This window comes from Alistipes dispar, from assembly GCF_006542685.1.
In the GTDB taxonomy this organism is placed as follows: domain Bacteria; phylum Bacteroidota; class Bacteroidia; order Bacteroidales; family Rikenellaceae; genus Alistipes; species Alistipes dispar.
Window position 1 is genome coordinate 383,901 of sequence record NZ_AP019736.1, and the last position, 12,009, is coordinate 395,909.

Here is a 12,009-nt window from a genome sequence, read left to right on the forward strand (position 1 = left end):
TTTGAAGCATTTTTCGATCCAATTCAATTACCTAATTCCAACTGATTTCTCACCAGTTCGTAATAATATCCCCGTTTGGCCGTCAGCTCGTCGTGCGTGCCCTGCTCGACGATGCGTCCGCGGTCCAGCACGACGATCTTGTCGGCATTGCGGACCGTCGAGAGGCGGTGCGCCACCACCACGACCGTCTTGTTCTCGAAGAGCCGGTCGAGACGCTCCATGATCGTGCGTTCGTTGTTCGCGTCCAAAGAGTTGGTCGCCTCGTCGAAGAAGAGGTACTTCGCATCTTTGTAGGCGGCCCTTGCGATCAGAAGCCTCTGTTTCTGCCCGACGCTCAGTCCGTGGCCGTCGGTACCGATCTTCGTGTTGTAGCCCAAGGGCAGTTCGTCGATGAAGGTGTCGATGTTGGCGATGCGCGTCGCACGGCGCACCCGCTCCATGTCGGGCCGTTCGTCCGAGACGCCGATATTACCGGCTATGGTATCCGAAAAGATATATCCCTCCTGCATGACCGTACCGCACGCCCGGCGCCAGCACGACGGGCTGTACTGCGCGATGCGGCGGTCGTGGAGCAGCACTTCGCCCGAGGTCGGCGTGTAGAAGCCCAGCATCAGCTTGAGCATCGTGGTCTTCCCCGAGCCGCTCGCCCCGACGATGGCCGTAACCTTGTCCGCCGGGATCGTTACCGACACGTCGTCGAGCGCCTTGGCCGAGTGCGGGCCGTCGTACTGGAACGTTACGCCCCGGAATTCGATGTCGGCATTGTCGGGAATCATGCGGATGCGCTCTTCCTCGGCTGGCTCCTCGTCGTCTTTCTCCTGAATCTCCGAGAGGCGTTCGAGCGAGATCTTCGCATCCTGCGTCGCCTGCACGAACTGGATGAACTGCGACAGCGGTGCGTTGAGCTGGCCGATGATATATTGCAGGGCGACCATCATGCCGAGGGTCATGTGGCCCTCGATGACGGCCGAGGCGGCGAGGAACGAGATGACGACGTTCTTGGTCTGATCGATGAACGTGCCGCCCACCTCCTGCGTCTGCCCCAGCACGAGCCCTTTGATGGAGACCTGGAACAGCCGCGCCTGGATGCGCTCCCATTCCCAGCGTTTCTGCTTTTCGCAGTCGTTGAGCTTGATGTCCTGCATGCCGTCGATGAGCTGCACGATATTGCTCTGGTTGGCTGCCGCCTCTTGGAAGCGCATGTAGTCGAGCTTGCGGCGGCGCTTCATGAAGAGCAGAATCCAGCCGATGTAGAGCGCACTGCCCGACAGGAAGATGCCGAGTATCGTCGGGTCGTAGCCGCCCATGACGGCTCCGTAGATGACGAACGACACGACGGCCATCGCCATGCTCAGCAGCGAACCCGTGAGGAACGACTGGATGCGGTCGTAGTCATCGATTCTTTGCATGATGTCGCCCACCATCTTCGAATCGAAGAACGCGATGGGAAGACGCATGAGCTTGGCCAGAAAGTCCGAGATAAGTGAGATGCTGATGCGCACGGTCATGTGGAGCATGAGCCACGAGCGGATGAGGTTGTTGGCCAGCTGGCTCAGTGTCAGCACCACCTGAGCGACGAGCATCATCACCACGAACGAGAGGTTGCCCGTGCCGATGCCCTTGTCCACGACCGACTGCGTGAGGAACGGCAGGATCAGGCTCAGTATGCTGGCTGTGAGCATCGCCAGCGCAAGCTGTGCAAGGTAGCTTTTGTAGGGACGCAGGTATTGCAGCAGATAACCCAGTTTCAGCCGCTTGTCTTCGTCGCCTTTCTCGCGGTAGAAGGCCGGTGTGGGCTCCAGAAGCAGGGCGATGCCATATCGGGATGCAGCAGAAGGCGCAGCTGCTGAACTGTCCGATATGTTGAATGATTTACAATCGCTTTGTATCCACGATTTCAGAAATTGGGCTTCTCTGTATTTCAACAGTCCTGCGGCTGGATCGGAAATATGAATCTCCCAACCATTATGGATTTTGACGATTTTATAAACGACTACGAAATGTTGTTGGTTCCAATGTACGATACAGGGAAGTGTCGCCTTCTCCCGCAATTGTTCCCAAGTCATCTTTACCCCCGTGGTGCGGAAACCGATCGACTCCGCGGCGTCGCTGATACCCAAGAGTGATACTCCTTCGCGCGTAATGTGACACCGCTCGCGCAAATTTTGCAGAGAGTAGTGCTTGCCATAGTATTGCGCGACGATTTTCAGCGACGTCGGGCCACAATCCATCGCATCGAGCTGGGTAAAAGAGGGGAAGACCATATCCGATTAGTCGTTAAGAATTTTCGAGTATAGTTCAATATAGTCTTTTATGCGGCCTTTGAACGGCGTGCAACAATCGTTATGTTTCCCTTTATATACATTCTCGAAACGACGAATGGGACAACCGCCTCGGCATATAGGCAAATAACTGCACTTACGGCATTCCGGATCGTTATAATGGTCAATTCCTACGGCATATTTCGCAATTAATTCGTAATTGTGCCATACCTCCGGGTCATTGATGTTCCCTACGGTCAGCTCTTTATTTCCGAGGTCTTCATAACATTTATAAATTTCGCCTTGACTGCCGATAAGCATGCTATACGGACTGCGGGTCATGCATTCCATATTCACATCATCGGGATATAATTCCTCCGTGACTACTCCGTATTTGGTAAATAAATCGAGGAAAATATCCGTTACGGCATTTCGACTCAAGCACGTCGAAGCGTTGCAATCGGTTTCATCCAGAACCACGATTCCGGGGTATACGATTAGCTTTTTAGATTTATATCTGTCATTCAGCCATCTGTATATTTCCATAAAGCTTTTGTAATTCCGATTGTCGATATTTACCCGAATCGCAATGGCGAATGCACCCCTGAAGCGGCTGTTATAATAATCATCCAAATTTTTGATAATCGTATCGAATGTTCCTTTTCCATTAATCAAAGGTCGCCGAATATCATGAGTTTCCCTAAACCCATCGAGAGTTATCTGGATTTCCGAGATTTTAGCTTCGACCAGTTTTTCGACAACTTCCGGCGTGAAGAAATATCCATTGGTTATCAGTAGGTTTTCATTGATTTTTAGCCCCAGTTCATCAATTCTTCGGGCTAATGAGATAACCCTTTTATATTGTAATAACGGCTCCCCGCCATACCATGTAAGATTGACTGATTCAAGGCCATCCTCCTGCTTTAGATGCTTGATATAGTTTATAATCGCATCTTCGGTCCGATTCGAAAGCGCACCCGACTGACGCCATTTCTCGAAACAATACGTACAAGCAAAATTGCAACTTTGAGTAGGTGCAATGGTCAAAACCATGGTCTTTTTCGAATACAACCGAGACATGCTTTGATGATGAAGAATGTCTACCAAAGCATCATCATCTTCGACCAGTGCATATATCTTTTTCAGATATTCTATTTCCTCTTCGGAAAATGCCGACAAAATTGACGTTCCATTATCCCGAGATAAAAACAAGAGGCTCGCATACAACGAGTCATCCAATGCGATTAAGCTATTGGAGTAACTGTTGTACAAATATTTCCGATGTTTTTCCGTCTCGACCAGAAAATTGAAACGAGACCATTTCAGATCGGTCATGTACTTTTAATTTATTGGGTTGGATTCAATGATTTCCAGCAATTTGTCGAGCATGGCATCCCGTCCCGAAAGGTAATCCCGTGCGACATATGGAATGGCGATGTCGGGCATCAGCACTCCGTCGACGGCGCGGGTGTATTCGTCAAATTCGACCGTCGATACGTAGAGATATAATCCGGAAATTCCGAATCGGGCATCAACAGTCTCTCCATACTTCAACGCATTATGACGTAATGGCTCTCCGACTAACTGGACGGCGCCATTGTATTGCAGAATATTGCAGAACGATGCGGCTATTGAACTCGTATCTTTGTCCATCAATACATAGTATTGCATCCCCGGGATGTATAATTGTTGATCGAGATATATGGTTTTATTCATGTGTTGACTTGGAACCTCTACGACCGAACCGAGCATATCGGAAGTTAGAAAATCGTAATCATTTAAGGTCCATGGAGAGACTTTTAATCGTTCGTTCTTCAAATACGGAATGGTCGGCCGATTGATGAATATGGATAGCAGCCTGTCGAATGAATGTCCGTTACCGCCCGGATTGCCTCTTAAATCCAATATGAACGAGGTACATCCCTCTCGCCGAGCCTGAAGTATGGCCGTTCGCAGCTTGCGAATCAGGAGATTATTGTTGGGATAAAACTCTCCGATCGAAAAATACCCTGTTTTGGCATCTTTGAAGATTCGACTTTGAAATTCACGTTGTCGGTTCAATTTGAGATACACGTCTTTCCACGGGAATCCGGATGTGTTGATTTCCAAAATATTGCCTTTGCGAGCCAAACGAATCTTGTAATCCAATGCTGTAATAATCGCATAATGATAATTGGTTAAAAGGGTGAACGGGTAGATATGTCTGTCGTCATAGCAGTATTGAAGATATTGTGAGGCTGGGACATCATTGATGCGCAGGATTCGATCGCCTTGTTGAAAGAGAGGATCGATTGAACGATCTACAATAAGCGTATCATTGACATTGAGCGATAAAAAACCGAATACGGAAATATCATCGGCTTTTTTGGCATCCGAGAAATGAACGGGTTGCGGTTCGACCCGAAAATGAGGATCGATGTTTTGTAGCCATTGCAGATAGGGGCGAAGTACCCACATTAAGTCTGCACTACATAATGAGTCCTTAGATAAACTTTTATTTCGGAGTGTTACCTGAGCCGATATATATTCCGGTATGGAATCATTGGAAGGATGAGGTAGGCCTGACAATGAGAGAAACTTGGGTATCTCCATCGCCGGCGTTGCAATATCCGTTATGTCGATTTTGCCGCTAATTTTTATTTCTCGATTTTTCCAGATTTGTGCGAGACTATCTGCATCCTGATATGCTGAGTTTCCATATACACCGATGTGATTAAACGTGATAATTAATAAAATCGATGCGAAAACAAATATATTCATTTTCATAATGGAGAAGTTGTTTCGATAGAGGAGAGGAAATTCTCCCTCTCCTCTATTTCGTCTAATTAACGCATCGGGAAAGAAGTCGGAATATTTTCTTGGCGTAATTCTTCCTGTGTTTTCCAGCCGATTCGAATAGCCCGCCCCCGTTTCATGCAGGAAATACAAAATTGCCCACCTTTGGTTTGGGCCATTTCAGTGTACGATAAACGTTCGAACTTCGAACCGTTGATTACTTCAAAACGTTTCATAACATTGTAAAAATTAGTATTAGCGTCTACTCTTTTTAAGGATTTTCGACAACCTCCCTCAGGACTGCGCAATCCGAATTTCTGGAATTAAATGCCCTTTATGTCAGGCCACATTCAATCGATTACTATAATGGGCGTTCTACAAGTAATACTCCCCGTAAGCTTCTATCTGGTCTCCAATGATATTAATGGTATAATTATCCTTATCAACCGGGACATTCATGATTACTACCGGCTCGAATGTCGTATCGCAAGGATGCGAACAGACGATTTGTCCATATGAATTTTTCACCGTAATTGTAACCTTGCCGACGGTTTCATAGAAATTAATAAATAATAGGTTGCCATTCAATTCGGCAGCTACGATATCCCAGCTTTGTTCTGATCGGGGACGAGGCCTGTCTCCTCCTAAAATAACAACTTTGATTTTTACTTCCCGGCTAATTTCATTGGCCGCAACGAGTTCTCCACACGCAAGAAAACTCAGAAACATAAGAAGAATAATCCTTTTCATTTTTCTATGTTTATATTAGTAATTGTGTATGTCAAATTTAAAAATTTGAAATGGGAAAAATATTAAAAAACCATACATTTCGATATTATACTATGATTTGCAATTATTTGATTATCAATTATATGTATAATAAAAATCATATACCCATATTATATACCGAAGTATTATGTGTAAGTATTTGATTTTCAGTATAATAAAATAAAAATCCCCCACAGGTAGCTCTGCGGGGGGGGGTATTTTGTTGAAATACAAATAGTTATATGAAGTCAACTGTTTTGCCCAGATATTTTTTCAGTTCTACGATGTATTTTTCAAGGTTCGACGAATCGTTCGTTATTCCCAATTTACTGCGAATCTTGCTTCGCAGTGTATAGATGCTATAAGTATTCGTATGATTATATAAAATCCGAATACTTTCCGGAGAAAATCCCAAACAAATAAACCCGCAATAGCAAAGTTCGCGTTGTGAAAGTGCCGGATATGACTTTTGTAAATAGTCAATTATTCCATGACAGGATAAGTTCGCGATAGCAATCACATCATTCGCCAATTCTTGATTTTTCCCGGAAGCGACCTTGAGATGTTCCTTGAATTGTCTGTAAAAATTATCTGGATTCGTTTCACAAATAGATGCCAATTCCAGTAATTTTTGCAGGCTTTTAATCCTATTCTCCAAGATGACAAATAAGGTTTGAGAATGCTCATTGGGAATCTTCAGATTCCTTTTGATTTCATTATACTCATGGGTCAGTTCCGCATAATGCGTTTTACTTTCCTTTATATAATGTTCATATTCGCTGAGTTCCTGATTTTTCCGAAATATGGCCCGTTTGTAAGACGCAATTACAACAGCTGCAAGAATTATGATTATTGCAATAACCAAAATCAAAGATACCATTGCATACCAGCTCGTCTTTTTCAATGCGGCATACGACTTTTGAAAATATTCGGTTCTATATTTCCGTTCGAGATTTTGCACCAGATTATTACGCCATTCCATATTGAGAGAATCGGAATAATTGGAGTACAAACGTTCATAAAATAACGCTTTTTTATAATTGCCATCCGATTCTTCAACCTGAGACAGAATACTCAAAACGCCCACATTCAATGATGTTATATGAGGTTGGAGCGAATAGTATCGATTGCACAATATACGGGCGGAGTCGATCCGTCCCTCCTGCCAATAAATATATCCGATAAGAGGATAATGCTCCACCGGAATTTCTCCATCAGCATATCTGTTATATATATTGAATATATCTTGTTTATAAGTTTGTAAGGATACTATATCGTCGTTCCTACCTATTTTTATTCCTCCGATGGAAGCTGTAATATCCAAGATTGCGGGGAGGTCTTCCAAATCTACCGCGATCGTTTGCGCTTCGGATAGACACTCGATAGCTTGTTGTGGATTATCGGCCAAATTCAGCGATACACCTTTTCTCCATAATACGTATAAAAGGTAAGTTTTATTATTGAGAGTTTCGAAGAAGGGAATTGCAGAAGAATAAGCTGCAATGGCTCCATCAAAGCTATATTGACTATAGTACTGGTCCCCGAGATACGAAAATATTAAACCGTTCAAGAGAGTGTCTCTCGTTTTCTTGGCATATTCCTCGGCTATAACGAGAGCTTTGATGGCTGCCTCTGTATTTGAAGCGTTACCTTGAACTATCGCGTGATAGTAATATGCTTTAGCCCGGTCTTCATAACTGCCATGTTTCGCGTAATAGTCAATAGCAATACGGATTAAAGAATCATTGTTTACATCTATATAATTTTTGTCAAGTGCCTGTGACGACAAAAGAGCGTGACGGGCTCTTATGCGTCGGGAATCGAGTGCTTTCCGGTCGATGGATTCGAGTATATGCCAAGCACTGTCAGGATGTTCCGACATCAGTTCTTCCGCATGATTCAACCGTAATTCAACAGTACTGTTTCTCTGGCAGCTGCCGAACACCAGCAAGGTGAAAACAGATAGAATTATCGTTCGTTTCATAATGAGGAGGATTGTTTTAGCAGGGGCAAAGATATAATTTACAGCTTATTTCTCCAATACCGTATTGCTATGTCATATGATGCTTCGCCTTCTAATTTGCTTTATCTTCGAGTCTAAAACGTTCTTTCTTCGACAGCCCGTTTACGGCACTCTTTGCGAACGCTTCCTGCATAAGTGTACGATAGAAAGTGCTGAAATCGCCGCCAACGTTCTGTATCATCTTCAGCTGCGGTCTGTCGAGAACCCCATCGGCAGCAATGATACGGCCTCGTCGCCCGGCCACCGCAAAGATTCCGCACATTGCGGAAAAGTAAAGCGGTAGAGTACTAAGGGATTGCGAGGTATCCAGCCGTTGTTGAAGACCGTATTGACCATGTATTTCAGGCAGTTGAATCCGGATAAGTCGTTGGAGAACATGCCGAGGTCATGATGCAGATAGGCGTGGAATTTTACGATGAACGACTGCTCCAGTTACAGGGAAGATAACGACGTTCGGCGTATGTCGGTTTGACATGGAATCCCGCGAAAGGGTCGACGGAAACCCAGCCGTTCTTATACACCGTATAGGTCATCAGACGAAGTTTTTTGACCCCGGCATGGATCGTTCCGGAAGCAATACCTTTTACCGTGGAGAGGTAAACGACGAACTTGTCGATAAAGTCACCTTTCGGCTCTTTGAAAGGAATGTCCTTGACATGGTATTCATATTCGAGGAAAGCGGCAAGACGCCTGCGACGCAGACAGTAATCCTCGTAGGTGAAATAAGCACGATCTTTATCGACACGTTTGAGGAAGTCCGCAAGGTATTCGTTGAAGGTCTGCAGCAAGCGGCAGTCATCGCCCATACCGAGGCTGGCGTTGCGGATCTTTTCGGCCGTGACATACGAATTCCGATCGCAGAGGCGTTGATCCCATTTACCGGTATATTGGTCTTGATATTTTCCAGCTTTTCGTTGATGTGCTGGGCTTCGAGGCTTTTGCCTGCCGCTTTGGTTAGCCTTGGTATCCCAGAGTGAGGCGCGAACGGAGAGTTTGCAGCTAAACCGCGACATCGTGCCGTTGATCGTGATACCGAACCATAATGGGGACCTGACCGTATTTTTCCGACAGCCTTCTTACGTAGAAAAAGACTTGGAAAGCGCTGCGTTGCATGATAACTCGAACATTGAAGGTCTGTCAAACGTTAAGTCAAGTTATTTGTTATGCGGAAGTTCGATGTAAAATGTTGAAAAATAATATTTTGCAAAAAACAAAGCATTTCGGACAAGTGACGGATAAGTAGCCGAACTTACCGTTAAACCTGCCCGGTTTTGCTGTTTCTATTACTCCAAGCATATGCAAAACAGAGAACTAATATACTGTAAATAAAATACTTGCTCTTTTCTGCACGCTCGTTATCTTACTAAACCCTGACCGAGATAGGGATGTATCAAAAATCTGCGTTTTGACACAATTCCGTCTCTTTATGCTCCTTGCTCCGGCGGGAGCAGCTTGCACAGCACGGGGTCTTTGCGGAGGCGGTCGAGTTCCTTATCGACGATCTCCGCGGCTTCGGCCTTGATGCGGTCGTAGTTCTCTTTGATCGTTTCCTGCATGCGATCCGCGCCGTTCTCGTCCGTGAAATCGGTGATTATGGGTATCTTCTCGTAGCGGGCCGTCTCGGCCTTGACCTTCGCGCTGTCCACGACGATTTCGGCGTGGAATATCTTCTGCTCGATAGGCTGCTCGAAGCTGTCGGCCACGGCCCCGACGAACATCCCCTGCGTGAGCGTCGAGATCTTCGAGGCCGGGATCAGGCTGTCCATCTGCGTCGATATGGAGGTCGATTTGTCGTTGCGGCTCAGGGTCATGCTCTGTCGCTTTTGCAGCACCTTGCCGAACCGCTCCGAGAGCATCTTGGCCGTTTCGCCCACCACCTGCCCGGAGAAGATGTTGCCCACGGTGTTCATCACCACGGCGGCCTCCTTGTCGCCGTAGTCGCGTTTGAGCTGGCTGAAATCTTGGAATCCGAGCAGCACGGCCACCTTGTTGCTCCGGGCCGTGGCGATCAGGTTGTCGAGGCCCTTGAAGTAGATCGTCGGCAGCTCGTCGATGATGACCGACGATTTGAGCTGCCCCTTCTTGTTGATGAGCTTTACGATACGGCTGTTGTACAGCCCGAGGGCCGCGCCGTAGATGTTCTGCCGGTCGGGGTTGTTGCCCACCGCCAGTACCTTCGGATCGTCGGGGTTGTTGATGTCGAGCGTGAAGTCGTCGCCCGACATGACCCAGTAGAGCTGCGGGGAGATCATGCGCGAGAGCGGGATTTTGGCCGAGGCGATCTGGCCCTGCAACTGATCCTGCGCCCCGCCGAGCCACGCATCCATGAAGGGACTCAAATAATTTTCCAGCTCCGGATAGCTCGTCAGAATCGGGAAGATGTCCTCGTAGCGTTTGTTCAGAAACTCGACGGCATGCGGAAAGGTGCAGTACCGTCCCCCGTCGTAGATGCGCAGGAACCAGATCACGGCGGCGAAGAGGATGATCGGGCTTTCGACGAAGAAATCGCCCTGCTTCTGCACCCATGTCTTGTTCAGGTTCAGCATGATGGTATAGGCGCTCTCGTAGGCGTCCGAGATGTCGTTCATAAAGGAGGGGTTGATCGGGTTGCAGCGGTGCGAGCGACGCGGGTCGTCGAAATTGATGACGTAGAAGGTCGGTACCTTCTTGTAGCCTTCTTGGTGCATCAGCAGGTGGTTGTAGGCGATCTCCGCGAGGTCGGGAAACTTGAAGTCGTAGACGTACATCGTGTACCCCTTTTCGATCTGCTGCTTGATGAATTGATTGACGACGGCGTAGCTCTTGCCCGACCCCGGAACGCCGACGCAGATACAGGCTCTCTGCGGCACTACGACGTTGGCGAAGCCGTTGTGCCACCGCTTGTTATAGTAGAACCGCGTCGGTAGGTTCACCGAGTATTCGTTCTCGACAAGGCGCGTCTCCTGCATGAACGATTCGTTCTCGTTGTTGAAAGGATCGTCCATCATGTCGTTCTTCAACAGCCGGCTCATCCACACGCCGCCCATCAGCAGGCAGATATATCCGGCCGATAGCGTCAGGATGTAGAACCCCGTGACGGCGGACAGCGGCAGTGGCAGGTCGAGCAGCCACCAGTTGAAAAAGAAGAGTACGAAGCCGGCCGCGAGCGCCGCGATGATCCGGCGCCATGTGATCTCCTCCTCCTTGACCCCTTTGGTACCGAGACACGAGAGGCCGAGAAAGAGCACGGCGAAAAGTTTGGTGTAGAGTATGCTGCCGAACAGTCCCGCCGTGCGGTCGAAGCCGAGCAGAATCCCGTCTATCACGCCTATATCGACGTTCCACGCCAGAATCTGCCCGTAGCAGTACCAGTAGATGTGGATTACCACGAATAAAATACTCAGGGCCCGCATGAAATCCATGACCTTGGCCAAACCCCTCAGATCGTCTTCCTGCGACATAATCGACTCGTTATTAAATGGTTCTACGCTAATTTAAGACGATGCGGATTGCGGACGGCGGTGCGGTGCCGCCGTGGCAGCCGTTGGCGTCGGCATGGCAGCCGTTGGCACAGAGAACGGACATGACGCTGCGAACTGGCGGAAAAAAGAGTATCTTTGCACTGCTGATTGGAATTATGGCGAAGTTGACGATCGAAACAAGACAATGCGACCGGATATTGCGGCGGGCGGTCGAGGCAGACCCTTCGGCTTTCTATGTCGGGGCGGATGGCCGTGCCGTAACGGGAGGCCGTCTGACAGCCGAGGCGGCAGAGGGCGTGGTAACGATCCGCAGCAACCGGTTATCGGAAAAGGAACTGCGCAGAATCTTCGCGGCGTTCCTGCCCGAAGCGCAACCGGAATAAATCATAATGAACCTATAAACGATAAGGATATGACAAAGGCTGACATCGTAAGCCGGATCGCGGAGCAGACCGGCATTGAGAAAGGAATCGTAACGAGTGTAGTGGAAGGATTCATGGAGCAGCTCCGGGACTCCCTGATCGGCGGTGAGAATGTTTACCTACGCGGTTTCGGCACGTTCCTGCTGAAACATCGGGCGGCCAAAACGGCGCGTAACATCTCCAAGAATACGACGATGATCGTTCCTGCCCATACGATCCCGGCCTTTAAGCCCTCGAAAGCCTTTGCTGCCAAAGTGAAATAGTTCGCATTCCGTCCGCTCCGACAGTCGGTCGTGTGC

Annotated in this window: 10 protein-coding genes and 1 pseudogene; 2 read left to right on the forward strand and 9 right to left on the reverse strand. The window is 48.0% G+C overall.

Annotated features, from left to right (window positions below):
* Positions 1-23 precede the first annotated feature (23 nt).
* The 9 genes and pseudogenes from FME97_RS01940 to mobC all read right to left on the reverse strand — a co-directional run bounded on the left by FME97_RS01940 (position 24) and on the right by mobC (position 11,267).
* A complete protein-coding gene (locus FME97_RS01940) occupies positions 24-2,264 on the reverse strand; it encodes a peptidase domain-containing ABC transporter (RefSeq protein WP_032135147.1) in 2,241 nt (746 codons plus the stop codon).
* A 6-nt stretch (positions 2,265-2,270) separates the two neighbouring features.
* Complete coding sequence (locus tag FME97_RS01945) at positions 2,271-3,596, reverse strand: radical SAM/SPASM domain-containing protein (RefSeq protein ID WP_032135146.1); 1,326 nt, start codon at positions 3,594-3,596, stop codon at positions 2,271-2,273.
* Between the two features lie 6 nt (positions 3,597-3,602).
* Positions 3,603-5,027: a S41 family peptidase gene (locus tag FME97_RS01950; RefSeq protein ID WP_032135145.1), complete on the reverse strand. Its 1,425-nt coding sequence runs from the start codon at positions 5,025-5,027 to the stop codon at positions 3,603-3,605.
* Between the two features lie 59 nt (positions 5,028-5,086).
* On the reverse strand, positions 5,087-5,272 hold the full coding sequence (locus tag FME97_RS01955) for a hypothetical protein (protein ID WP_141411843.1): 186 nt from the start codon (positions 5,270-5,272) through the stop codon (positions 5,087-5,089).
* A gap of 139 nt (positions 5,273-5,411) precedes the next feature.
* Positions 5,412-5,786: a DUF3244 domain-containing protein gene (locus FME97_RS01960; RefSeq protein WP_141427637.1), complete on the reverse strand. Its 375-nt coding sequence runs from the start codon at positions 5,784-5,786 to the stop codon at positions 5,412-5,414.
* Positions 5,787-6,042: 256 nt separating this feature from the next.
* Positions 6,043-7,788 (reverse strand): tetratricopeptide repeat protein, encoded by a 1,746-nt coding sequence (locus FME97_RS01965; RefSeq protein ID WP_141427638.1) that lies wholly within the window; start codon positions 7,786-7,788, stop codon positions 6,043-6,045.
* A gap of 222 nt (positions 7,789-8,010) precedes the next feature.
* On the reverse strand, positions 8,011-8,205 hold the full coding sequence (locus FME97_RS01970; RefSeq protein WP_141427639.1) for a hypothetical protein: 195 nt from the start codon (positions 8,203-8,205) through the stop codon (positions 8,011-8,013).
* A 62-nt stretch (positions 8,206-8,267) separates the two neighbouring features.
* Positions 8,268-8,940 (reverse strand): annotated as a pseudogene (locus FME97_RS01975) (phage integrase SAM-like domain-containing protein); the annotation flags it as partial.
* Between the two features lie 311 nt (positions 8,941-9,251).
* Positions 9,252-11,267, reverse strand: a complete 2,016-nt coding sequence (gene mobC, locus FME97_RS01980; RefSeq protein WP_032135140.1) for a conjugal transfer protein MobC — start codon at positions 11,265-11,267, stop codon at positions 9,252-9,254.
* Between the two features lie 122 nt (positions 11,268-11,389).
* Here mobC and FME97_RS12515 point away from each other — a divergent pair, with 122 nt between their 5' ends.
* Both FME97_RS12515 and FME97_RS12520 read left to right on the forward strand, forming a co-directional pair.
* The gene (locus FME97_RS12515) at positions 11,390-11,671 is read left to right on the forward strand and encodes a hypothetical protein (RefSeq protein WP_141427641.1); all 282 of its coding nucleotides are present in this window, start codon (positions 11,390-11,392) and stop codon (positions 11,669-11,671) included.
* 14 nt (positions 11,672-11,685) lie between these two features.
* Positions 11,686-11,973 carry an HU family DNA-binding protein gene (locus FME97_RS12520; RefSeq protein ID WP_262710147.1) on the forward strand — a complete coding sequence of 96 codons (288 nt, stop codon included), beginning with the start codon at positions 11,686-11,688 and terminating at the stop codon, positions 11,971-11,973.
* Positions 11,974-12,009 lie beyond the last annotated feature (36 nt).